This is a genomic window from Thermosporothrix sp. COM3 (genome assembly GCF_059696735.1).
This window is the reverse complement of the sequence record NZ_AP019376.1, coordinates 3,339,486-3,362,934: the sequence shown is the minus strand read 5'-3', so window position 1 is coordinate 3,362,934 and position 23,449 is coordinate 3,339,486. Positions and strand designations below refer to the sequence as shown.

Genomic DNA, 23,449 nt, shown 5'->3' with positions numbered 1-23,449 from the left:
AAAAGCAGCCGGAACGTTTGCAAGAGACACGCGCCATCCAGAAGAAGATCAGACAAGAGAAGCGCAGCCAGTTGGGCGCAGGCCTTCAGGCCCTTGAACAAGGAGCTGCTCGGAGGAACACCTTCGAGAATACAACGCAACCGAACAACACGCACACGCAGCTTCTCATCAAACATATTGGTCTTCAGTGGAAGTGGCAGGGCCATCCACGCTGGATCAGCCTGATCCAACATCAACTGTTGATCCGCCAGCAGGATAAAGCTGACCTGCCGATCATTCTTGAGGCGCTGTATAATCTCCTGCTCAACTGGCTGGGTAGTGGCCGCCTTGACCTCCAGATTGCGGCTGGTTTGTTGCGGAAAGATCGTCGCACGAGCCTTATTCGTCGCCTGAATAATCTTCGCAACTCCGACACTGTCGGCATTCAATCAGCGAATGATTCCCTGTCCGCATCAGCGCCCAGAGATTGACCCATTGCTCTTCTCACAGAACTCTGAGCAACAACTTGAAGCAACAGGTAGCGCGGTCGGTTTCCACGCCGCTTCACGCGTCACTGGCTTCCTGCTCTTCCAGCCGAGCTCCTTTCCTGTTGTATCTCTTCAGAAGAGAGAGGAACGCATTCAATGAAACGACTCTCATTTCTTGATCGCTGGCTCACCATCTGGATTGTGCTCGCTATGGTGCTTGGGGTTGCACTCGGCTCGCTCATTCCCAATGTTGCAGCCCTGGTGAACCGCTTTCAGTTCGGCACCACCAATATTCCGATCGCCATTGGTTATTATATATACATATATAAATAAAAGTCTCCTGCTCCGTTTTTTCACTCCTTGCTTTATCAGAGCCATAGACTCTTTAGCTGATTGGTCAAAAATGCACAAAAAAAAGAGGTAGGGCCATTCCCTTGCCTCTCTTTTCCTTCCTGGCCCTATTTGGGCGGCGGAGGTTGGGCAATAAAATGCGACACCTGTTCAGCAGAACGGAATAGCAGAGTATGCTCAAAAAGGGCACGATCAGAAGCAACCATTCGCTCATGTTGACGCAGATGTTCGATCCAGGAGTTCACAACAAAGCTCTCTAGATACCGCCCCGGCTCTCTGACATCCCGAAACAATCCCCACCGATAAGCGCCATCACGCAGACGGATCCGCTTCAACTTGTACAGGCTGCGTACAAAATCGTCTTGCTGGCTCTCATCAGGGTGATATTCGATCAGCACCAACACCGGCCCATCTTCGTATTGAGCCCGGGGCACCACATCCGGCTGGCTCTGGATTGCAGCAGGGGTAAAATCTAACTGTTCGTTCGCCGTAAAGCGCCAGCGTAAGGTGACAAGCAGGCTCAAGCACAGGCCTACCGCTGCGATGAACAAAGTGAGGGGGTTGCTCAAAATGCTCGCCACTACACCCCACAAAGTACTTCCCACTGCCATTCCTCCCTGAAAAACCAGCGTATACGTCCCAATAGCTCGCGCGCGAACCCAGGCGGGGGCTGTTGTTTGGGCCGCAACGTTCAAGCTGGATACACAGGCAATCCAGGTAATTCCTCCCAAAAACAAGGTGATACTCAGGATCGACATGCTCTTAATCACAGCCAGTGAGATGGTCGCCAGCGCAAACAGTAGTGACATGATGCTCAAAAGCGTGTCTAGCGAGAAGCGATGCCGCAGCCGAGGCAAAAAGAGGGCCCCAACCACCGCCCCGATTCCCAGTGCCGCAAGCAGCGCGCTATACCCTAAAACGCCCTGCCCTAAATCCTGTTTCACTACTACAGGCAACAACGCCCACAACGCACTGGCAAAGAGAATAAAAGCAGCACTTCGTACCAGCACAATCTGTTGTGCAGGCTCATACACCTCATAGCGCAAGCCTGTACGAATCGCCCCTAGCACATGCTCTGCTGGTAAAGCGCTCTGTCTTTTGTCGGTGGCAGGACGCCAGAATATGAGCACCAGAATCACCCCAACAAACGAAAGCATATTGAGCAAGAAGACCGCCGCCACCCCGAGCAATGCCACCACTACCCCACCAAGAGCTGGCCCTACTGCACGAGCCAGATTGATCGAGAGACTATTGAGCCCAACAGCAGAAGAAACCTCCTGCTGAGGGACGAGTTCCGGGATAATTGCCTGCCAGGCCGGGTTGTTCAACGCTATCCCCAGGCCTAGCAGAAAGGTTAATATCAGCAAGAGCCAGGAGTTCATAAGCTGAAAGAAGGTGAGAACAGTCAATAACGCCGTCACCAGCAACATTGCTCCTTGCGTCCCCAGAAGCAGCTTCCGCCGATCCACCACATCAGCAAGAGCGCCTCCCAGTAGCCCGACCAGAAAGATAGGCAGGCTGGTTGCCGTCTGCATCAATGCAACCAGCAGAGGCGAAGGGGTCAATGAGGTCATAAGCCAAACTGCTCCCACATTTTGCATCCACGTCCCAATATTGGAAGCCAGGGCAGCAATCCACAAGGCCCGAAAAACAGCGAAATGAAAGGGGCCCCAGGCCGAAAGGCCCCCTTGCTGAGTACCAGACATACACATCAACTCCTGGCATCGTGCCAACAACTACAAGACAAAGCAATCACACCCCAAATCACACCCCCGTCTCTGCAAACAGGCATGGTGATGGTGTCGCTCAACCCTACGCGAGAGACGAGCACTGCTCACTGATGTGGGCTGAGTATAGCCACCATATATCTGTGTCGGGGCCCAATCAGGACTCACGGGAAGCGCGGGAGGAGCCAGATGACGAAATGCTCCTGCTCCATAGACCACTTTACCTCCAACGATCGTGAGGAGCGACTCAATCCGCTTGATCCTTTCCTCTGGTATCGAGAAAAAGTCATCAGAGAGCACAGCGAGATCCGCAAACTTACCGACCTCAATTGAGCCTTTCAGATGCTCTTCCTGCGAAAACCAGGCGCTTCCAAGTGTATAGCGCTTGAGTGCCTCCTGGCGGCTGAGCCGATGTTCTTCAGGATAGAGTGTCGTTCCTCCAACTGTTTTCCCTGTCACCAGCCAGTAGAGGGAAATCCAGGGATTATAGGATGCAACGCGCGTTGCATCCGTCCCCGCGCCTACCGGAACCCCCATTGCGAGCATCGTCTGAAGCGGAGGTGCATGTGCTGCCTCTTGCTCTCCATATCTCTCAAGAAAGTATTCCCCCTGAAATGCCATACGATCCTGAATAGCAATTCCGCCACCAAGCGCACGCACCCGCTCAATATTCTCCAGCGTAATCGTTTCCGCATGGTCAAAGAACCAGCGCAGACCTGTAAAGGGAAACTCTCGATTCACCTCTTCAAAGACGTTCAAAAAGCGTGTGATCGACTCGTTATAGGTAGCATGCAGCCGGAACGGCCAACGATGTTGCACCAGGAACGAAACCACTGCCTTAAGGTCGGTTTCCATGCTGGACGCCAGGTCCGGACGAGGTTCGGGAAAATCTTCAAAATCGGCTGCCGAAAACGCCAGCATCTCCCCGGCCCCATTAACATGGTAGAACTCATTCCCGGCACCAGGATTGGTCATTGCGGTCCAGCGGGTAAAATCGTCTAATTCCTTCCCTGGTCGTTGGGTAAAGAGGTTGTAGGCAATACGCAGAGTGAGGAGCCCCTTTGCATTCAGATCTTCGATGACGGCATAATCATCCGGATAATTCTGAAAGCCCCCACCTGCATCCACAACACTCGTTAACCCAAAACGATTCAGCTCACGCAGAAACTGGCGTGTCGAATTGATTTGATCCTCATAGGAAAGCTTTGGTCCCCTTGCCAGCGCCGTATATAAAATCATCGCGTTCGGTCGGGCAAGCAACAGGCCAGTCGGATTCCCATTGCGATCGCGTTGTATCTCTCCTCCAGGTGGATCTGGCGTCTCTTTGGTGTAACCACAGGCGTGCAGAGCTGCCCGATTCAGCAACGCACAATGATACAGGTGCAGCACAAACACCGGAGTATCAGGGGCAATAGTGTTCAGTTCTTCCAGGGTTGGCATCCGGCGCTCCACAAACTGAAACTCGGACCAGCCGCCCACAACCCGAACCCACTGTGGCGGCGAGGTGCGCTCCACCTGCTTTCGCAGCATGTTAAGCGCATCAGAGAGTGAAGGAACCCCATCCCAACGCAGTTCGAGATTATAATAAAGCCCCCCGCGAATTACATGAATATGGGAGTCATTCAATCCCGGGATAAGCGTTCGCTTCCCTGCATCGATTACCTGCGTTGATGTGTCCCGATGTTTCAAGACATCTTCATTGCTTCCCACAGCCAGGAACCGACCATCTTTGATCGCCACCGCTTCAGCCGCTGGCAGCCTCTCATCCATCGTGGTAATGGCGGCATTCGTCACGATGAGATCTGCTTTCTCCTGTCCAACTGATGCATTGGCCCTCATACCTCTCTCTCCTTTCGCCTCTCAGAGCCAGAGGCATTAATGGGATCGGCCACGCGTTTTCGCTGAGACAGACGCAGCTTCGCTGGCATGTTCTCCGAGGATCGCCTTAGCATAGGTAATCCCGATGCCATAGGCTCCAGCATGCTGCTTCGCGATCCCCATCACCGCATCATAGGTCTGTTCCCGCGCCCAATCTCGCTGAAATTCCAGCATCACCTGTAGCCAGGTAACAGGAACAGCACCAGCCTGGATCATGCGCTGCATCGCCATTTCGTGGGCAGTATCGCTGGTTGCTCCACAGGCATCGGCCACTACATAGACCTCATAGCCTGCTTCAATTGCCTGAATAGCAGGAAAGACAATACAGACCTCAGTCCATAACCCTCCCAGAATGAGTTTCTTTCGCCCTATCTTCTTTACCTCGTTGAGCACGTTCGAATCTTCCCAACAATTCATGGTGGTGCGATCAATTGGCGTCTGGTTTGGGAAAATCTCCAGTAATTGTGGAAACAGCTTTCCACTAAAGCTCTCTGCTGCCACCGTTGTCAGAACGGTCGGCACCTGAAACACGCGCAGCGCACGGGCCAGCCCTACCGTATTATTCAGCAGCGTCTGATCGTCGATGGAATGGACAGCAAAAGCCATTTGCGGCTGATAGTCAACCAGGATCGCCGTACAATTCCCGGGAGTTAGCAAACTATGAACTTGATTTGGCATCTATTTTTGCACCTATTCTCCGGTTTTCAAAGAGGATAAACCTCATGACAATACATACTCCAAAATGGAATGTGTTGCTGAAGCCCGCAGCCGCGCAAGAGAGGAAGAAAGCGCCTTAAAGAGGAGAACATATCTCCTTCTCGCTCTCCTCTCACCGCGACACGTCTTTCTCCATTGAGAGAGAACCGTTTTTGTAGGTTCTCTCTCATCTGACAAACGGTTTAGCACAACGAACTATATGAAAAGCGAAGGGATAGTTGGTTGACTTCTTCTCTTCCTTATCTTCTCACCTTCTCTTCGCGGCCTGCTGCACCGCTTTTTTCTGCTCTTCACCCTGTGTGCTTTGATCCTTCAGCGCGTTCTGAAGCGCCGTCGCATACTCTTTGACAGTTCCCTTCTTATGCTTTTTGATCCACTCATACTGCCAGAGAAAGCCTCCTGAGATGCCCGAATACGTTTTTCTCAGGTTTTTGAGATCTGACAAGATATCATTTGGTGCTGCCTGATATTCTATGGTGTACCCCGGAACAAGAAAAGCCTGGGCATCGGTCACAACCTTCTTGACCTCTTTCTCCCAATCAGCGTAGTTGGCTCTACCATATAACTGCAAGTTCCACCAGGCAAATAGAGGCTTCTTTGATGAACTTGTTTGCTTGAGAATATCGAGCCAGTAATTTCGCTCTGTGTATGGAGCTGCGGTGACCGTCAACCCCTGCTTCGCTCCCCAGTTTACAAGGTCGACTAAGGTCGTCTTGCACTCCTCATAATCGTTCTCGATATCGATATCAAACCCATCTATTCCAAGCGTGTTCTTCCACGTCAGAAACTGCTGCTTAAACTTCGCAGGATTTTTCTTGATTGCCTGGAAATCTTCCGTTTTCCATCCGCCAATAGAAAGCAACACCTTTGATACTTTCTTCGGCTGCTTCATGGTTTTGATAATATTCGGCAGAAACGATTGTGTCTTTGCCAGCGATATATTGTTGTACCAGAAGGAACCATCATTATGGACATGTAGAAAGGCTAAAATGATCGTTCCAAAGCCAGCATCGCCCAGTTCCTTAGCAGCAGCTTCCATCTCCTTTAATTGGTCTGGCGACGGATTTTCTTTATCAAAGATATCTTGCACATACAGGGCTATTTTTTGAGCTTCAGCTTTGCGATTCTCTCCCTCGTTTTTCTGTGTGTTTACTGACACTGTTTCTTCCTTTCTTTTGACACATACACTGAACGAGAGCACTATTTCGCCGAGAATCCCGGTGCTGAGCATTCTCGCTTCCAGTGCCTCACACAGCGTCGCTACCAGCTTGCAACTCACTTGCTGGCAGCGAGAAGCGCTCCATACACACGTCTCCTCGCTGCCACTCTCGTTCCAATCAAGAAGGTCTTGCTGGTGAGAGCCTATACTTTTCCTTCAGACAGAGTCCTCTCAGGAAGAATCAACCCAATCCCCTCACTCACTCTCTTGAAGCATCTGAAAGATCACTTCTACCTCTTGCTCCATTTCTTGCTCACTACTCTTCCCCTTATCCCCGGCTGAAACCACCCATTCCAGACGAAGAGCTGAGAGCTGATCGAGGGGAAGGTCATTCTTATTCCCACTGAGTCGAAGATTCCAGGTAGTAAATGGCGTTGGTTGATAGTAATACTTCTGCTGGCTGACCTCTATTTCGCCATCTGTTGTAATGATCCGATCCAGTCCAAGTACCGTATCCCGAATCACCTTTGCATTAGGAGGATCGCTCTGCTCCTTCGGTCGGTATTCAAAGACCAAGCGCCAGGGAGGAACGGCAAAGGTATAGTAGTCTATGCCTGCATTCTGGTACTTACGATCCATCGACAGCCCGGCAACTTCCAGGTAGAGCTTGAGATGTTGCTTGACTTTAAGAGGAACACCTTCGAGAATACAACGCAACCGAACAACACGCACACGCTGCTTCTCATCAAACATATTGGTCTTCAGTGGAAGTGGCAGGGCCGTCCACGCTGGATCAGCCTGATCCAACATCAACTGTTGATCCGCCAGCAGGATAAAGCTGACCTGCCGATCATTCTTGAGGCGCTGTATAATCTCCTGCTCAACTGGCTGGGTAGTGGCCGCCTTGATCTCCAGATTGCGACTGGTTTGTTGCGGAAAGATCGTCGCACGAGCCTTATTCGTCGCCTGAATAATCTTCGCAACAGCACTCTCGAATTCACCGGCGCTCTGGAGGGCAGAAGGCGATTTCTCTGGCTGAGAGAGCGTCTCATAGGCAAAAGCAGACCGATATGCCTGGAATGCAAGAAAACACCAGACCGAGAGGTAGAGACGGCTCTGGAAGAGGCATTGCAGCAACAGCGTGTTATTCTTATTCTGCTCATTCAATTCATCAATATACTTCTGTAAGCGGCCCGATTCATTGGTATGCACCCGTTTTTCCAGGAGCAGCAGCAGTTCTTCCTGCTCAGCCTTAATCACCTCTGCCTGCTCTGCTAACCTCGCTTTGCCGTAAATGGCTAACTTCTCCAGTTCCTTCTGGTACGTCCCGACAATCTGTGGTGGACGGGGAGGACCAGGATCGTCAAGGATGAATTTCATCACCGCTTTCATGTCCACAACGAATGCATCCCAATCCGCCAGTCCCCCAATTAAATCGACCGTTGCTGGCGGCACTTCAGGAAGTCTGGTCTCCTTTCCTTTGATGACCTTTCTAGCATTTTCAATCTGCTTCATCATGACCGCAAGCTTCTTCAGCACATCAACGATCTTCGCAATGATCTCTTTCAATTGCTTCAATTTCTGAGCCAGCTCGTTTGTTTTCTTTGCCGCTTCCACCACTTTCTTGCCTGCCTCTACCCCTTTCGCTGCTGCCGCTCCACTGGTGGCACCACCCGTCACCGCCGCAGACGCTGCCGCTGCCGCAAAATCAAAGACCGCGCTCGCAGCAGCAATCAATGCTTCCCGCTTTCGCGCCTCCATCCATGTCTTAATATCTTTCTGAAACTGCTGATCCAGTGCTTTAATTGTCTTCTCCTGATCCTGGAATTTCTTTTTCATATTTTCCAGGTAACCTCGCTTTTGCTTTATCTCTCCCTGAATCGTCTTCAGCCGCTGGTCATATTTTCCCACAACATCCTTACTTTTCTCCAGCATCAAATTTCCTGCTGCTTTTCGATCGGCAACCGATTTCGCCGTATTCATCACTGTCTGGTAATAGCCTTCATAGGTTTTCAGAGCTTTGAGAATCGCTTCGACTTCTTCCTGCTGCGCCTGCTGCGAAAGTACCGGCACAAGGATGGTCTTCGTAGCAGCAAAGGGGGGATAGTTTGCCAGGAAGTTTGAGCTATGCAAGTAGAGGTCCTGGGCATCTTTGTCCTTACCCGCTTGATACAGAGCACAGATCCATTTGACGAATGCCTGACCGGCTTTCCACTCCTCCTGCTTCTCACTGGCACAAACAATCGCTGCGAGCTGAAAGAGGGTACTCGCAAAGCGAAAAAGTGGCTCTCCCCATTTCATGTACTCTTCGAGTTCATATTCCTTCAAGGTTTCCTGCTGGATCTTCCCATTGGCATAGGAGACCTTCACTCCCAGAGCAGTAAAGTCTTTCTGCTCCAACTTCACCGATTTGCTTCCCGCCTGAATCGTCAGGCTTCCTGTCAACTGCTGTGTATAAATTGAGTGCTCCGTATCGGGGTTGTTCTCAGGGAGCACCAGCGTTCCTCCCGCTTCCACCTCGATGGTGCGGCTACAGATCATCACATGCACATCCTTATCGATTTGGGGCACCGTTTTGGGAATCACCAGCCGATCCATATAGAGCACAATAGCGACAATCCCCGCCGCTTTTTGCTTCTCTTGCAGATATCGCTCATAGACTGGTTTGAGATTTCCTTCAAGCTGACGAAACACCAGGAGGCCTTCATGACTCCGAAAGATCTCCTCTGTTCCTGGAAGCTGATACTTCTTGACAAGCTCCTTGTAGTTGAGCGTAGGAGTTGTTGTCGTGGAAATGGTCGCAATGCTCATGCCAATCTCCTTCTCCATCTGCGACGCAATAGTCAGGAAAGGAGAGTTCCGGATTCGAGAAGCGGAACTCTCCTGCTTGCCCTTACAGTACTATCCAACGGCCTTGAGTAAGGCATCAATTGTGGGATACCAGGTAACCCCGGATGAGTAAGCATCATCGCGATACGCTTTCGCCTTGTCCCTCAGTGCTTCCCACTGCCTGATCGCGCTTTGTACTGCCAGCTTTGTGAGAATCTTGCTGATCTCCTTCACCCCCTTACTATTGAGGGTGTTAAGAAGGGTGTCAAAGTCCTTACATAGCGTACTCCAAATCCCCGCCATCGCTTCCAGTTCCTTCAGCGCCTTCCCAATAAGCGAATTCACCTGAGTGATGCTTGCATCAACCGCTCCCGATATCGTCAACGCTCGAAAAACTGAATTTTTCTCACTTTGAGCCTTTTCAAGATTCGCTCTACACGCATTCAGCTTATTGATGGCGTTTTTCACCTGTTGCGTGTATGCCAACGCTCCAATAGTCCCGGAGCCAACCAACTGAAGCCCTTTCCAGAAGCTCGGTTTCAGTGTTTCTAACGCCTTTTGGTTCTCGGCCTCTAACTCTTTTTGTGCTTTTTCCACCTCTTTATTCAAATTTTCTAATTCCCGGCTTTGCTTTGCCAGCTCTGTTTTATATTCACTTTCCCTTTTTTACGAGCGCTCCCTGGTCCTTTTGTGTCACACTTAAGAACGCCTGAACTCCATTATACACTTCTTCTGCTGCATTCTTAAATTTTTCTGCTTCTTTCCTCCTATCTTCAAGAATTTCCTTAATTTCGCTCTTTGCATCCTCCTCCTTCTTTTTTCCATCTTTCCATTCCTGAATTATATCAAGGATACCTCCATAGTAATCCTTCGCGTCATTCCCATACCCGACAATATCTCCAGCCAGGAAAACACTCTTATCATAGGTTCCGTTCTTCGGCTTCAAAAAGTCGCTACAATGTGTATTGATCCCCTGATATGTCCCTAGTAACAAGTTATGCTTACTGTTGACCTCTGCTTCTGAAATCCCAAGAAAGTTTGCCAGCAATTTGGCTGTATTCGGTAGGCTCCGCCCCTCATACAGGTAGATCAACAGGTTCGTAAATTTACCCTCTTGCAGCGGCAAATAATCCACCGAGGGACCAAGAATTTCTTTTTTCGTTTGCGTTTGGGTTTTCGTTTGAGCCATGATCTTTCCTTTCTTCATCCTTTTGTTTCACAGATTGTCTCTACTCGGGCACCGGTTTCATTTCAACCCAATGCCTGATGAGCAGACGAACGGACGAGATTTTTTACTTCATGCAGTCTCTTCCAGACCGCTCCTCCGCTTCCACCTCCAATATGCTTCATGAACAGCAAGAATGACGCCCTACTTAGCATCGGAAGGAAGGCTTCAAGCTCTCTGTCCTTGTTGCGACTAACATAGTCCCCCTTACCCGACAGCCTTGAGCAGGTCATCAATCGTGCTATACCAGGTCGCCCCATGTGAATACGCATTTTTGTAATACTTCTCTGCTTTATCCTTAAGCGCCTCCCACTGCCTGATTGCGCTCTGGACCGCCAGCTTCGTCAGAATCTGGCTAATCTCCTGCATCCCCCTACTGTTCAGCTTGCTCAGGAGAGTATCAAAATCCTTACTCAACGTACTCCAGATCCCTATCATCTTCTGCAATTCTGGTAATGCCTTTCGCAAGTTATTCTGTGCGTGCGTAACAGTTGCCACAATCATTCGCGAGAGCGTCAGTGCTCTAAAGTACTTGTCCTGCTCATCCTGGGCCTTCTTTAACTTTTCCTTTGCTTCGCTTAGCTTCGCTATGGCATCTTTGACCTCCTGTGTATACGCGTATACCCCCAATCCCCCAACACCTACAAAGCGTAATGCCTGCCAAAAGCTCGGCTTCACTTTCTCAAGCACAGCTTGATTCTTCTCTTCTATTTCCTTTTGTAGTTTTTTCACTTCTTCATTTAAATCAGCCAACTTCTTATTCTCCTTCATCAGTTTTTGATTATAGTGGCTTTCATCTGACTCCAGAGCCTTTTGGTCTTTTTGCGTAATGTCCAGGAAAGCATGCACTCCTTTGTACACAGCTTCAACGTCTCGCTGATATTTTTGAGATTCCTTTTTCCTCGCTTCCAGAATATCTTTCACTTTCTGCTTCTTTTCCTGTTCCTTACTCGGTTCTTTCCTCCACTCATCAATCAATTGCAAGACTTCATTGTAGCTCTTCTTCGCTTTTTCACTATAGGCCACAATATCTTTTGCAACATTCACACTTTTTTCGTAGGTTCTATCCTTACCCCCAAAATCTTCACAATGTTCCCTGATTGCCTTAAAGTCATAAAGCAAGGATGAGTGATAATAGAGGATTTCATTCTTTGTTGTCTTCATAAAAGAAGCCAACGATTCTGGTGTGTTGGGCAATTTCATCCCTTCATAGACGTAGGTCAGCAAATTCGGAAGTTTGCTCTCTTGTAGTGGCAAGGCCTCAACTGTGGGGCCAAGAATGACTTTCGTTTGTGTCAGTGTCATAACGTTCCTCTTTTCTTCTCGCTTCTACCTCATTAACCGAAAGCGAGCACTATCCATCGGACCAAACCAGAATAGCTTGCAGTGCTCTCAGCAGGGAGCAGCCTCCGAGGTGCCCGAGAGAAGAGGATCTGAAGCCAGTCCCACCAAGCATACGCATTCTTAGATAGCAAGAAATGACATGCGCCATCAAGGACATCCGTACATATGTACTACAAATCTCTCTTATCTCTGGACCATGTTGCAACAAGAAGCGCACCAGTGACAATTGCAATTTGAGCGCTTCTCATCCCCTCATTTCATCCAGGCACGCTGTCGTAGCCGCTCCTCGCAGAACAGACAGAATCTTCTTCAGGCAAGGAAGCCGAGACGCTCATAGACCTCTCCTTGCTCTGTTTTCCTCCTCAACTCTTTTCTCTCTACGCTCATCTCCCCTCTTTTCGTTTCGTTGAAAAGCTATGACCTGACATGCAAGAGAGACGCCGCGCTGCAACAGACACGCACCAAAATAGGATGCTAAAACGCGTAGCTTCGCTTATACCTCTTTTTTTATGTAAAGGATGCAGCCTTTTCGTCGAGAGGCCTGTTGATCCACTGCTCACAATTGGTGATTTGCGTCAGGCGTTAGACAGCGTTTTCTCCGATACGCACCATTGGGAAGCGCGACAGCGCTATTCCCTTCCCCTTCTCTTACTCCTGCTTCCTCATTCCCACTCCCTCTTTATTTTTGCTTCTTATCTCTCAATTCTCTTCTCTCCTTCTCTATTACCACCAATATGACACCGCACACACATCTCGTGCCTTCCCCTTCTCTTGTCCACTTCTCTCCCCTTCCTATCCTCGCTCACTTCACTTTTCTGAATGCTCAAGCATCTCTCGTGTCTCTTCCTATGGCTCGTCAGCATCCTCGGTTCGCACCTCGTCGTCGTCACCAGCACGTGACACCCGCCTCTCAGGGAGCATCATCGCCCCTGCGGCTGCTCGAAGCAGAACTCCACCGGCTCACTCAGCGGACGCGGGATCTGAAGGCTGCGTTGCAGCAAGCTCACCACCGCATCCAGCACGCCGAACAGGAGGCCCAGGCTCAACGCGACGCACAGCTTCTCGCGCTTCGTGAGACCGTGCACACGCTCTATGAGCGCCTGCACACGCAGATCCAGCAGGAGCACGCCTTCTGGCAATCCCGCCTGCGCCGGCCACTGGCCAGCACATGGCTCGCCTTCTTCTTCGGGAGCATCATCGGGGATCAGGGGAAGCCTGAACGCCCTCTGGGAACCCGCATGCGGGCACGCAGCACCCGGGGAGCGACCGGGACCATCTCTCAACGTCCGTTCTGGCCAGAGACGAACGCTGAAGAGCTTCCCATGTCTCTCCCTCCCAGATGCTAGCGAGAGCATGCGTGCTCATACTCCGGCGTGAGCCCCACTTGCATCTGCACAACCATCTCGTGTCCGCTCGTCTCGCGCACAGCGTCGCGACCATCTCGTCTGCCCACCCGGGTCCCTTTCTCCTGATCAGCCAAGCCACTGCTTCCTGTCTCCTGGCACAAGCAGCACTGGCATCTGCACGCTGGTCTCCTGCGTCCATCCCTCTCCAGAACCGGGCAGCATCCCTGTCCGGCTCTGGAGAGCCTTCCCTCCTCAACAAGACACCTCACCATATGAGACTTGAAAGGGGTACGCACTCAAATTGAGCAAAAGAAGTTGGTGTCATCGCCGAGATCGAGAGTGGGCCTCTTATCTTTTCCAGGAATGGGTGCTGACTGTAGGGAGCGAAGAGCAAGATCGGAGAAGTTTTTTTCGAGGGGAACGGGTAAGATTGGGAGAAGGAAACATCCACTTATACTCTGGAGGTGTTATGGGAAACGTTATTATCGGAACGACAATGCCTCTAGACAGGTTTATGCATGACCGCACGGATGTGCCGCGTGAAGAAAGGATGTAAATATGGCTAAGTTAGTGTTCGGAATGAACCAGTCCCTGGATGGCTACGTTGACCATATGAAGTTTGCGCCAAGCCCCACGCTCTTCCGCCACTTCATCGAGGAGGCTCAGGGGCAGGCAGGCAGTATCTACGGCCGCCAAATATATGAAATCATGCGTTACTGGGATGACGATCATCCTGAATGGGATGCAGAGGAACACGCCTTCGCGGCGGCGTGGCGGAACCAGCCGAAATGGGTCGTCTCGCGCTCATTGAAGTCGGTCGGCCCCAATGCCAGGCTTGTTGAGGGTGATCTTGAGCGCGCGATCCGCGAGCTGAAGGCCGGACGCGACGGGGAGATCGAAGTTGCTGGTCCGAACTTGGCGCATAGCCTCACCGAGCTTGGCCTGATCGATGAGTATCGAATCTACCTGCACCCCGTCGTACTTGGTCACGGCAAGCCATATTTCGCCGGCCCCCGACCACCGCTCCGCCTTATAGCTCACGATCGGATTGGCGAGGATGTGATCAGGTTGACCTATGTCCCTGCTTAATCTCGCGACTCGCCAGATGGAAATCGCCACTGAAGTCTGGTCTCGGGTTGAGCCCAAAGCGACGGGGACGACCCGCTTTTCAATACGAGGTTCCATAGCAATTGAACCTAGAAAGAAAATAACTCGCCGTTGAAGAATCTTTCCCTCTAAAGACTCGTCATGACTGGGAGTTGTACAGTATCTCGCAGCAAGGTTTGGGCTAGTTCTCACCACTGATGGTATTTCGTAACTCAGAAACCTCCCATGTATGAGCTAAAAAAACGTGTTTGGGAGAGCGGATGAGATCGGAGCGGCCAGCAGGCTCGCAGCGAGAGCGACAATGATAGTGGACGTGTAAGTCAAGGGGACCAGCCGAACCATGGTGGACCAGGGAGACGAGAGGAGGGCGAGGACGCGTGAAAAAAACAGAAAGACCCGACCCCAAAAGCGTTCCATGCTACTGCGTTTGCCCAATTCCTTCCTCCCTGGGCCTGCGGAGGATCGGGAAGGCACCAACGATACGTCAGATGCACAGCCAAGCGGCACAAAGCTAGCAGATGCAATGCATTGATGAGGGTGGGGCATCACTATGCAAGGCTGGACCGCGCCCTCGCTTGCGCTCTATGATATGCTGGTGGGACCACGGGTGCCGCTTGGTCGATGATCATAGGTATCATAAGCTGATCTGCCTTCAGGCGAGAGCAAGCCTCGTTTCTGATGAGCTTATCCTGCTCGGTCAAGTTGGAAGCACCCTCATCTAAAATAGAGACAGAAAGAGCATCCAAAATGGAGCAAAAGATTCGGGATCACCATATTGCCGTGGTGCTTGTCATAGATCAGCAGGGCCAGCTGTTGATGCAGCACCGTGATGGCACTGCAAATCCGTGGCCGCACAAATGGGGCCTGCCGGGAGGCGGAATTGAGCCGGGCGAAACCCCGGAAGAAGCGGCCCGCAGGGAGCTGGAAGAGGAGACAGGCCTCAAGGTACATGGCAATCTCAAGCTGTTCTGGGAGAGCATCCTTCCTGCTAGCCCACTGCCAGGAGTTTATCGTCAATGGCATGTCTATTCTGTCCAGACCCAGGCCTGCCAGGAAGATATTGTCCTGGGTGAAGGGCAGGCTATGGTTTTTACGCCGCTCGAAAGAGTGCTTGACCTGGATTTGATTCCTACTGTAAGACTGATTATAGAGCGCTTTCTGGAGCAAGCAAACCAGTAGGTAACCACGAGGAAATCTCTTCTTAACCTATGGCCAACAGGATCATTCCCGCCAGAATCACGCGCACGCTCCCCAACCTTCGCCAGCTCTATTTCTCCGCCAGGAACGGATTCCGTGCAAGCCCGCGCCGGCGTGCTCGGCGGTGCCATAGATCCACCAGCGGATACATGAACACGCGTGCCTGGCGTGCGGCTACTCGATCCGGCAACGGTCGAGAGGATGAGTGTCGTCCAGACCGACAAGACACGGATGTATGGGCTTCCACCAGAACTTTTTCTTCCGACAGACCGCTCCTTCTACATGTCGCTCGGGTTCTAGCGAGCCTGCCCACCAATGCCCTGGGTCGGACCCGCCTCGTTCGGTCACTCCGGCTCCGGCGGATCGGTTGCCTATGGCGACCCCGATGCCGGAGTCGGCATCGGCTATGTCACGAATCCGTGGTCATTCCGGGTTGGCAAACCACGGGCGGCAAGCCTGGCCGAGGCAGTCAAGACCTGTCTCCCGGTGACGGTTACCGCACCCGACACACAGATTTCCCTGGATCCTTTTTGGCCTATCGTTATGCTGGCTGGAACAGAGAGACTATCGGATTTGACAAATGATTAAGGTCGTTTCAGATGTTTTCCTCATTCCCATCTCATACACCTTCTACGCTCAATACCCTGGACTTTTTCAAAAGAAGCTCAGGGTATGCTTGCACATCGCTCTTATTCCCCCTATTTCATTATCCGGGAGATATCTCGAATTCATCGCCACCTCGGTCCTCGGGCAGAAGCACCATGCCCGATACTTTCCATATTCTGGTGTTTTTCACTCCGTCCTGACCTTCACTTCGGGCTATGTCTGCCTCTGTCTCCTCGAAACACGGACGAAAGGGGCAATGCACGATGCAAGCAAACAGTGGACTCCCTCTTCCTTCCAGAACGGCAACTGCTCTATCTATTCTGACAATTGAGTTGCTCACCACGCCTACCGTGAGTAGCATAAGCGTACCTTCTTGTATCTTGCACGATCAGAGCAGCAAGGAGTTCGATTGTCACATGATACTTTTCACTCCTGCTCAAGAGATGCATCAGAACCAATAAGAGCACACTAGCCAACACTGCTCACCATACTCTGAGAAGAACAGCAAATCTCCCTCATCCGTAGCCCCACCATCAAACAGCTCACTGAAACGTTTCTGAAACATATCGAAATCCCCCAGGAGCAGCCCTTCCCACTTGATAGCAAGGAACATATTTCCAGTTTGTGGGAACTTCCAATTTTTAGTCTCGCTTGAACCTCAATAGCTCTCGCTCCACATGTGTGGCACAAGCGTTTAGCGAAGCCAAACATCACAACCGATCTGAGTTTCAATCCCTTCATCGGAGACATTAGTACTGTTCTGATGTTCCTCACAAGTTCTCAGTTCTTCTGAAAATGAACTTCAATCCTTTTGGCCTCCTTGAAAACAAGAAAGTTGTGTAGAAAGTATTCCATATGATATACTCAACATATGTGGTTAGTTCTATTTTCTCCTCTTTACGGAATTAGCTGCTCAGGCCCTGAAAAAGATTTAGAATAAATCACATATATGTTACAAGAATAAGGCACATTTCTCCCTTCAAAAAATCCAGAGCTGTTCAACGAGAACAAGAAAATCTGGCGAGGAATCGCGGCACCTGGTGGCAGGTGCGTGTATGATCGAGATTGGGAACAAAGCATACAAGGAGAATCAAAATGAGTCTTCCTATTCTAGGGGTTGATAATATCCTCTTTGCCATCGGAGATCTCACGCAGGCACGAGCCTTTTATGAAAAGGGCCTCGGATTTCCAGTAAAATTTGTAATAGCAGAGGCTGGCGTGATCGCCTATCAACTGGGAAAAGAGGAACCAGGGCTCTTGCTACGTGTCCAGGATATTGATCCCGCCCCCCCACGCACCACACCTCGTGTATGGCTGGAGGTAGCCGATGCGCGTGCTGCTGCCCGACAGCTAGAGACCACCGGTATTCCATTGCTCAAAGAGCCCTGGGAGGTGAGCACTGGATGGATTGTTGAAATTGCCGATCCCTGGGGCAATGTGATTGGATTGACAGATTATCTCAAGGCGCCGCAAAAAGCAAGAAAAGCCTTTGGATCTGAAGAGGGGTGAACAAAGGTGTTTTGCGCGGCGGCGTTTCGGACGCTACAAGGTGATCGCTTTTCTCACAGTCCTCTTCGGCAATGCAATCATTGACACTCCCCGGGGCACAAGCCCGGGGATTCTTCTTTCAGCCAGCGTGCTTGCGAGCCGCCGCAGTGCGACGCCCTGTAGAGGCACGCAGCCCAGAAGCGTTCGACGAGGCTCCCTACTTGCTCTGCACGCAGTACAGAAACCGGGGTGTGCCGAAAGCAGAAAAACATCCAATGTGTCGGATATCATTCAGGAAGCGATGTCCAATCAAAGATTACCCCCATTGCGCTTTCTCGCTTCTGCAAAAGCAATGCATAGGCTTCTGGTGCCTGGGATGGAGTATATCGATGCGTTATTAGATCAGCAACACGCATATCACCGCGCTGGACATAGGTAAAAAACAATCGCGCCATCTGCTGATGATCCCAGTAAGCATGATCCGTTGAGAGCGCAGGAGGATTCGTATCATGGGCACCTATAATCTGCAAGCCTCGGGTAATCACCGCCCCGGTCAAATGCTGTCGGGAGGGCATCCCGGTATCACCAAGCAATACCAGCCGACCAAAGCGACACAGCAGCCCTTGAGCCGCCTCAAAGACAGCAGCCACCCCGGTCACATCATAGACGACATCTGCGCCCCGTCCCTCGGTCAGCTCAAGCACAGCCTCTCGCGCATTTGCTGCATCCATTGCCAGTGTCGTTGTAGCCCCGTGCGCCTTTGCCATCGTTAACCGCGCTTCAGCCATATCGATCGCAATAATATGGCGTGCCCCAAGCAAGCGCATATACTGTACTACCAACTGACCAAGCAGCCCTAAACCGATTACTACCACGCTCTCGCCAAGCACCTGGGAGGCTCTACGCACCCCATTTTGCACAATGTTCGCCAGACCAAACCAGGTCGCTTCCTCGTCTGAAATCCCATCCGGGACAAGGTAAAGGTTAGAAGCTTCTGCCAGCATATACTGCTGATGCGGCTGACGCAAGGCCACTCGCTGCCCTGGACGCACCCATGAAACCTGTTTACCGACCTCCACAACGGTACCAACCAGGCTGTATCCGGGAGCAAAGGGATAGCGCACCCAACGATCCCAATGTGAATCGGCTTCAAAGTTTCGGCTTAAACAGATCGTCTCTGTTCCTGTACTGATAAGGGACTTGCGTGCCTGAACAAGCACCTGAGCAGAGCCGGGCGCTGCAACCTCGGCATTTTGAATTTCAACTTGATTTTGTCCGGTAAAGAGAATACGTACAGATCGCATAGATTTCCTTTCTCATGATCCACTACTTATGAGCTCTCTACAGAAAGTACGTTCGACAGGATCTCCTTTTCTGCTTCCAAAGAACATCAATCATCCGGGGATATACCGGGCCGCGACAGACAGGCTCTTGCCAATAGAAAAGCACAACAATGCAGTCTTCCGATGTATTACCAACCAACTCACTACCACCCCAGCTCTTTTTCTTCTCTTTTTTACGCGAAGCCTTCCGCCTTTACAAAATGTTATCGATAACATATCCTACAATAGGAAAACAAAGCATAGGTTATCGATAATATCGAGTGTACAGAATTTCACTTTTCCTGTCAAGTCAGAGAATACAGGCAACAGAAAAAGTATCGGCAATAATCAGAGAAACACTCTATACAGCATAGCGCGTTTTTCTGTGAGATAAGCCTTCAATATAAGCCTACAGAATGAGACAGCATCTATGAATAAGAAACAAGTCACCTTAAAAGACGTTGCCCGGCTCGCCGGAGTCTCCACAGCAACTGTCACCCGAGTCCTCCGCAACGAGAGCCTCGTGACAGAAAAAACGCGGAAACGGGTCGAGCAGGCAATTCAGCAGACAGGCTACCGAATCAACATAGTTGCCCAGGGCTTACGGGCCCGGCAGACAAAAACAATCGGGCACATTCTTCAGGGAACAGCCCCCAATCCTTTTTTCATCGGAGTCGCACTGGGAGCTGAACAAGAGGCGCTATACCATGGCTGGTCGATTCTGGCCTTCAATGTTCAACACGATCCAGAGCGCGAGCGGTTAGGCATCGAGACCTTTATCCAGCGGCGTGTAGATGCAATTCTCTTCACCACTCCACTCTGTGAAGAAAATGTCCGGATCGCTTTAGAGGCGGGATTGATGGTCATACAGGTAGAGCGTCCTACAACGTTGTCTACACCAACAGTCACGGCTGATAACTATGCGGGCACAGTTGAAGCCATTGAGCATCTCATTGCCCTGGGGCATCGCCGAATTGCGTATCTTGGTGAAATCCCTCCCGGTCCAGCCGAACGCAAAGCCCAACCTCATCAGAACAGGATTGAGCACGAGCGCTTCTCTGGCTATTGCGACACTCTTGCACACCATCAGATCCCACTCGACACTGAATTGATCGTACTGGACCGCTTCTATACATCCGCCGATAATGGGCTTTTAGCGGGATATCATGCAATGCAAAAGCTCCTTCGGAGCGGGAAACGACCTGATGCCGTCTTTGCCACCAGTGATATTATCGCTGCCGGGGTCTTACAGGCACTCTACGCAGCACATCTCTCTATCCCTGAAGATATCTCTGTTGTTGGGTTTGATAATACCTATAGTCCATATCTTTCCCCCCCACTCACGACGGTTGAGCAGCCTATGGAGCAAATGGGAAGGGCCGCGGTGCAGATGGTGATACACCACTTTCAGCAGCACCAGCAGGAAGAGCCAACTCACATCCGGCTTACTACTCGCCTGGTTGTACGCGGCTCAACTGGACCCCGAAAACGTCTTTCGTGAAAGGAGCAAAATAACATATATTTACCATCGCGTCCCGCCATTTTGTCGCGAATAATCAGCCCTTTTTCTACCTCGCCGACACAGTTTGGAACGCCTTTGCTGTAGCCACAGAGAATGGGAAGAGTACGTAGCCTGTCGCAGCGGACAGGGCTTTACCAGGATGCGCCAATCTCGTGAATGGCAAGGATCGGGCCCATTGGAAGCGAGCAGGTAGTATTTGAGACCCACTTCCCTAATTGTCCGGTGTATGGCTTCCGCTTTCAGCATAGGGAACCGGGCTGTGCCGAAGGCGGAAAACCATACACTCCTCTGGACGTGTCCTTTCACGATGTGTTTAGCGCTTCCCATTCATGCTGGCGATGAATCACACAACACCCGATAATCCTGAATCCGGTCTTCTTGCCTGCCAAACATAAAACGTTTCCGACATTGCCGCCGTCGAGCAGACGGTCTGGCTATGGGGAGAAATGGCCAGGGTCACAGAGGTGGCAAGCCGGCTTTTCCATCAGTTTCCCACCGATCTGGTGGAAACGGTGATCTGGAAGGTGAGGCAGACAGCTAGGCCTTGGGACATCTGCTGCTTGATCTGGAGCAGTTCACGCCCTCATGTACACTCCTTTGACCCTGCTCCCACCTTGATACTCCATTGCTTGTACCCGCACGGCTTCCTGACCCCCTTCTGCCTGAACCAGAGACAACGCGGGCTGCAACCATCTCACGCACGCCCCTCCATTCCTGGTCCGACGTTTGATGCCTCGACGTTTCCAGATCCACAGCCTGAACAGTTGCACCGGAATCTGTGAGCAGTGAAACAAGAGCTGGCCAGCGCCTCCCAAAGCAGTGTTGCGGAAAAGGGAGGCATCCCGCATCTCTCAGAACCGGCGACTTTCTCTTCTCCCGGAGCTCCCCGAGAACAATTCCTCCTTCTTTTACCTATATTTATAATAAGCTACTTTTAATTTCATTGTATCAAAAACATTTTCCAACCATTGACTTATAAGATATTCTATATTATATTGTAATTAACAAATTATTCTATTTTACCTCTTTTCAGAAATATATCAGCAATTGACTCTTCAAGGGAGGGTAACAGTCATGGCATCCGAGTTTAACCCCTGGATCATCTGTCCAGAACCTAACCCACACGCCTCAATACGTCTGTTTTGCTTCCCCTACTCTGGCGGTGGAGCCTCCGTTTTTACGAGTTGGGCTGAGTATCTCCCTCCGGAGATTGAAGTATGTGCAATCCAGCTTCCCGGCCGGGAAAATCGCTTCGGAGAGCCGTTCTTTGAGAGTCTCTCCTCTCTTGTGCAGGAGCTAGGGCCATATTTTGAGCCTTATCTCGATAAGCCATTCGTCTCATTCGGCCATTGTATGGGCTCGGTTATCAGCTTCGAAATAGCTCGCTACCTGCGGAAGCACTACAAGAAGCAGCCCCTTCACCTGTTCGTTGCCGCCCACTGGGCCCCTCAGTGTATGCACGTCATTCGACCTATCCACAATTTAAGTGATGAAGATTTTATTAAAGAGCTTCATCTCCTCAAAGGCACGTCTGAAAGGGTACTACAGAATAAAGATTTGCTACAGCTCATGCTTCCAATGCTAAAAGCTGACTTTACCCTGGGTGAAACCTATCAGTACGTCCATGATGAGCCTCTTCAAAGCTCGATCTCCGCTCTGGGAGGTACAGAAGATAACCGGGTGAGCCCTGATGATCTTCTCCCCTGGAAGGAGCAAACAACCGGCTCCTTTTCCAGCTATATGTATCCAGGAGGGCATTTCTTTCTCCATACAGCGCGTCAGAAGATCCTGCAAACCATTTCACAGGCCCTCCAGAGCTACATTGAGCATCTGAAATAATCCCTTTACCTCCTCAGAGCAGTGGCGGAATGCATAGATCCAGCTCTTCTGTGCATTCCTCTTTTCATGTCCCTACAACCAGACCGGCAAATTGGCAGGGCCACGCAACCCCAAGTTATCCCGCCAGGCAATCTCCCCGTCACTCAACCTCAGATGGGGAAAGCGCCGGAAGACCGTCTGAATCACGATCTGCCCCTCAAGCCGCGCCAGAGGAGCCCCGAAACAAAAGTGACTCCCCCAACCAAAGGCAATATGCTTGTTATTCTGCCGGCAGATATCAAACATATCTGGATCCGGGAAACGCTCAGGATCGCGGTTTGCCGCTCCCACCATCGCAATGACAGCCTGCCGTTTCCGAATAATTTTTCCCCCGAGCTCCATATCGGTAGCGGCCAGCCGCGCCGTGTGCTGACTGGGGCTCTCGTACCGCAGCAACTCTTCAACCGCCGACACGATTAACTGCGGCTCAGTCTGAAGTTTCTTCAGTTGCTCGGGATGCCTTAAAAGCACATAGATACCATTCCCGATCAGGTTAATCGTCGTCTCCAGGCCAGCAACCAGTGTCAGAACGACATTCGCCAGAATCTCTTTCTCTGTGAGACGATCACCACTCACTTCCGCCGCAATCAGCCAGCTAATCAGATCCTCACGCGGCACACGACGTCTCTCCTTGAGAATCGCTAGCAGATATTCGCACATCTCCTCCGTGCTCCTGACCATTTGTTCGATGCGATCAGGATTGTGCTGAAAATTACCCAATATCTGTCCGAAATCGAGCGACCAGCGGGTAAGCGTCTGCCAGTCTGAAGCCGGCACACCCAGGATTTCAGCAATCACAATCGCCGGGAGCGGATATGCCAGGTCGGTAACGATATCCATTTGTTCCTGACCCTGTACCCTGTCTAACAGGTCATCGGCCACCTTCTGAATATGGCCGCGCAACTTCTCAATCCGTCGCGGGGTAAACGCAACGGATAAGAGCCCGCGTATCCGCCTGTGATCCGGGGGATCAAGGAAGATCACCTGTTTCACCATCAGGCGGGCAAGCGGAGTCAGTTCCTCTAAACCAAGCGCAGTGAGATAGTCCGGCGTCGGCGTTCGATCAGATGAAAAGCGAGTCAATACCGTTACGACATCCTCATATCGTGTTACCAGCCAGGCATGTAAAAACGGATCCCAGTACACCGGATCTGTGCTACGCAGTTTGTGATAGAGCGGGTACGGATTCGCAAGCACCTCTGGCTCCATAAGATAACTGAGACTCAGTGGCATTTCATTCCTGTTCAGATCGGGGTACATTGCTCTTATTCCTTCCTCAAAAAAAA

The 23,449-nt window shown here is 51.0% G+C and carries 20 protein-coding genes; 9 read left to right on the top strand and 11 right to left on the bottom strand.

What is annotated here, in order from left to right; translation table 11 throughout:
• Window positions 1-17 precede the first annotated feature (17 nt).
• A complete protein-coding gene (locus KTH_RS14225) occupies window positions 18-470 on the top strand; it encodes a hypothetical protein (protein ID WP_497619571.1) in 453 nt (150 codons plus the stop codon).
• A 153-nt stretch (window positions 471-623) separates the two neighbouring features.
• The gene (locus KTH_RS14220; protein ID WP_497619569.1) at window positions 624-800 is read left to right on the top strand and encodes a hypothetical protein; all 177 of its coding nucleotides are present in this window, start codon (window positions 624-626) and stop codon (window positions 798-800) included.
• 125 nt (window positions 801-925) lie between these two features.
• Here the strand turns inward: KTH_RS14220 and KTH_RS14215 are convergent, their stop codons facing one another.
• From KTH_RS14215 to KTH_RS14180, 8 genes are all read right to left on the bottom strand, one after another.
• Window positions 926-2,524 (bottom strand): MFS transporter, encoded by a 1,599-nt coding sequence (locus KTH_RS14215; RefSeq protein WP_497619566.1) that lies wholly within the window; start codon window positions 2,522-2,524, stop codon window positions 926-928.
• Window positions 2,525-2,554: 30 nt separating this feature from the next.
• Window positions 2,555-4,384, bottom strand: a complete 1,830-nt coding sequence (locus KTH_RS14210) for an amidohydrolase (RefSeq protein ID WP_497619564.1) — start codon at window positions 4,382-4,384, stop codon at window positions 2,555-2,557.
• Between the two features lie 36 nt (window positions 4,385-4,420).
• The gene (locus KTH_RS14205) at window positions 4,421-5,101 is read right to left on the bottom strand and encodes a hydrolase (RefSeq protein ID WP_497619562.1); all 681 of its coding nucleotides are present in this window, start codon (window positions 5,099-5,101) and stop codon (window positions 4,421-4,423) included.
• 286 nt (window positions 5,102-5,387) lie between these two features.
• A complete protein-coding gene (locus KTH_RS14200; RefSeq protein ID WP_497619560.1) occupies window positions 5,388-6,299 on the bottom strand; it encodes a glycosyl hydrolase family 18 protein in 912 nt (303 codons plus the stop codon).
• A 255-nt stretch (window positions 6,300-6,554) separates the two neighbouring features.
• Window positions 6,555-9,110, bottom strand: coding sequence for a hypothetical protein (locus KTH_RS14195; RefSeq protein ID WP_497619558.1), 2,556 nt, complete (start codon window positions 9,108-9,110; stop codon window positions 6,555-6,557).
• Between the two features lie 90 nt (window positions 9,111-9,200).
• Window positions 9,201-9,725 (bottom strand): hypothetical protein, encoded by a 525-nt coding sequence (locus KTH_RS14190; protein ID WP_497619556.1) that lies wholly within the window; start codon window positions 9,723-9,725, stop codon window positions 9,201-9,203.
• A 55-nt stretch (window positions 9,726-9,780) separates the two neighbouring features.
• The gene (locus KTH_RS14185) at window positions 9,781-10,317 is read right to left on the bottom strand and encodes a hypothetical protein (RefSeq protein ID WP_497619554.1); all 537 of its coding nucleotides are present in this window, start codon (window positions 10,315-10,317) and stop codon (window positions 9,781-9,783) included.
• A gap of 243 nt (window positions 10,318-10,560) precedes the next feature.
• On the bottom strand, window positions 10,561-11,658 hold the full coding sequence (locus KTH_RS14180) for an HBL/NHE enterotoxin family protein (protein WP_497619552.1): 1,098 nt from the start codon (window positions 11,656-11,658) through the stop codon (window positions 10,561-10,563).
• 887 nt (window positions 11,659-12,545) lie between these two features.
• Between KTH_RS14180 and KTH_RS14175 the strand changes: the two genes are divergently transcribed.
• The gene (locus KTH_RS14175; RefSeq protein WP_497619550.1) at window positions 12,546-13,043 is read left to right on the top strand and encodes a hypothetical protein; all 498 of its coding nucleotides are present in this window, start codon (window positions 12,546-12,548) and stop codon (window positions 13,041-13,043) included.
• On the opposite strand, the gene KTH_RS14170 is transcribed toward KTH_RS14175, so the two are convergent.
• A complete protein-coding gene (locus KTH_RS14170) occupies window positions 13,040-13,177 on the bottom strand; it encodes a hypothetical protein (protein ID WP_497619548.1) in 138 nt (45 codons plus the stop codon). The genes KTH_RS14175 and KTH_RS14170 overlap by 4 nt on opposite strands.
• A 424-nt stretch (window positions 13,178-13,601) precedes the next feature.
• Between KTH_RS14170 and KTH_RS14165 the strand changes: the two genes are divergently transcribed.
• The 4 genes from KTH_RS14165 to KTH_RS14150 all read left to right on the top strand — a co-directional run bounded on the left by KTH_RS14165 (window position 13,602) and on the right by KTH_RS14150 (window position 17,462).
• Window positions 13,602-14,132, top strand: a complete 531-nt coding sequence (locus KTH_RS14165; RefSeq protein ID WP_497619546.1) for a dihydrofolate reductase family protein — start codon at window positions 13,602-13,604, stop codon at window positions 14,130-14,132.
• 765 nt (window positions 14,133-14,897) lie between these two features.
• Window positions 14,898-15,329, top strand: coding sequence for an NUDIX domain-containing protein (locus KTH_RS14160; RefSeq protein WP_497619544.1), 432 nt, complete (start codon window positions 14,898-14,900; stop codon window positions 15,327-15,329).
• A 333-nt stretch (window positions 15,330-15,662) separates the two neighbouring features.
• Window positions 15,663-15,935, top strand: coding sequence for a hypothetical protein (locus tag KTH_RS14155; RefSeq protein ID WP_497619542.1), 273 nt, complete (start codon window positions 15,663-15,665; stop codon window positions 15,933-15,935).
• 1,113 nt (window positions 15,936-17,048) lie between these two features.
• Window positions 17,049-17,462: a VOC family protein gene (locus KTH_RS14150; RefSeq protein WP_497619540.1), complete on the top strand. Its 414-nt coding sequence runs from the start codon at window positions 17,049-17,051 to the stop codon at window positions 17,460-17,462.
• 266 nt (window positions 17,463-17,728) lie between these two features.
• Here the strand turns inward: KTH_RS14150 and KTH_RS14145 are convergent, their stop codons facing one another.
• The gene (locus KTH_RS14145) at window positions 17,729-18,745 is read right to left on the bottom strand and encodes a zinc-dependent alcohol dehydrogenase (protein WP_497619537.1); all 1,017 of its coding nucleotides are present in this window, start codon (window positions 18,743-18,745) and stop codon (window positions 17,729-17,731) included.
• A 448-nt stretch (window positions 18,746-19,193) separates the two neighbouring features.
• Between KTH_RS14145 and KTH_RS14140 the strand changes: the two genes are divergently transcribed.
• Both KTH_RS14140 and KTH_RS14135 read left to right on the top strand, forming a co-directional pair.
• Complete coding sequence (locus KTH_RS14140) at window positions 19,194-20,264, top strand: LacI family DNA-binding transcriptional regulator (protein ID WP_497619535.1); 1,071 nt, start codon at window positions 19,194-19,196, stop codon at window positions 20,262-20,264.
• A gap of 1,095 nt (window positions 20,265-21,359) precedes the next feature.
• Window positions 21,360-22,124, top strand: coding sequence for a thioesterase II family protein (locus KTH_RS14135; RefSeq protein WP_497619533.1), 765 nt, complete (start codon window positions 21,360-21,362; stop codon window positions 22,122-22,124).
• A 72-nt stretch (window positions 22,125-22,196) separates the two neighbouring features.
• On the opposite strand, the gene KTH_RS14130 is transcribed toward KTH_RS14135, so the two are convergent.
• Window positions 22,197-23,396 carry a cytochrome P450 gene (locus KTH_RS14130; protein WP_497619531.1) on the bottom strand — a complete coding sequence of 400 codons (1,200 nt, stop codon included), beginning with the start codon at window positions 23,394-23,396 and terminating at the stop codon, window positions 22,197-22,199.
• Window positions 23,397-23,449 lie beyond the last annotated feature (53 nt).

Coding starts and splice junctions, on each gene's coding strand:
- KTH_RS14215 (WP_497619566.1), bottom strand. CDS start 2,524: ATGTCTGGTACTCAGCAAGGGGGCCTTTCGGCCTGGGGCCCCTTTCAT.
- KTH_RS14185 (WP_497619554.1), bottom strand. CDS start 10,317: ATGGCTCAAACGAAAACCCAAACGCAAACGAAAAAAGAAATTCTTGGT.
- KTH_RS14175 (WP_497619550.1), top strand. CDS start 12,546: ATGGCTCGTCAGCATCCTCGGTTCGCACCTCGTCGTCGTCACCAGCAC.
- KTH_RS14210 (WP_497619564.1), bottom strand. CDS start 4,384: ATGAGGGCCAATGCATCAGTTGGACAGGAGAAAGCAGATCTCATCGTG.
- KTH_RS14140 (WP_497619535.1), top strand. CDS start 19,194: ATGAATAAGAAACAAGTCACCTTAAAAGACGTTGCCCGGCTCGCCGGA.
- KTH_RS14165 (WP_497619546.1), top strand. CDS start 13,602: ATGGCTAAGTTAGTGTTCGGAATGAACCAGTCCCTGGATGGCTACGTT.
- KTH_RS14195 (WP_497619558.1), bottom strand. CDS start 9,110: ATGAGCATTGCGACCATTTCCACGACAACAACTCCTACGCTCAACTAC.
- KTH_RS14160 (WP_497619544.1), top strand. CDS start 14,898: ATGGAGCAAAAGATTCGGGATCACCATATTGCCGTGGTGCTTGTCATA.
- KTH_RS14130 (WP_497619531.1), bottom strand. CDS start 23,396: ATGCCACTGAGTCTCAGTTATCTTATGGAGCCAGAGGTGCTTGCGAAT.
- KTH_RS14155 (WP_497619542.1), top strand. CDS start 15,663: ATGCCCTGGGTCGGACCCGCCTCGTTCGGTCACTCCGGCTCCGGCGGA.
- KTH_RS14220 (WP_497619569.1), top strand. CDS start 624: ATGAAACGACTCTCATTTCTTGATCGCTGGCTCACCATCTGGATTGTG.
- KTH_RS14205 (WP_497619562.1), bottom strand. CDS start 5,101: ATGCCAAATCAAGTTCATAGTTTGCTAACTCCCGGGAATTGTACGGCG.
- KTH_RS14150 (WP_497619540.1), top strand. CDS start 17,049: ATGAGTCTTCCTATTCTAGGGGTTGATAATATCCTCTTTGCCATCGGA.
- KTH_RS14180 (WP_497619552.1), bottom strand. CDS start 11,658: ATGACACTGACACAAACGAAAGTCATTCTTGGCCCCACAGTTGAGGCC.
- KTH_RS14135 (WP_497619533.1), top strand. CDS start 21,360: ATGGCATCCGAGTTTAACCCCTGGATCATCTGTCCAGAACCTAACCCA.
- KTH_RS14145 (WP_497619537.1), bottom strand. CDS start 18,745: ATGCGATCTGTACGTATTCTCTTTACCGGACAAAATCAAGTTGAAATT.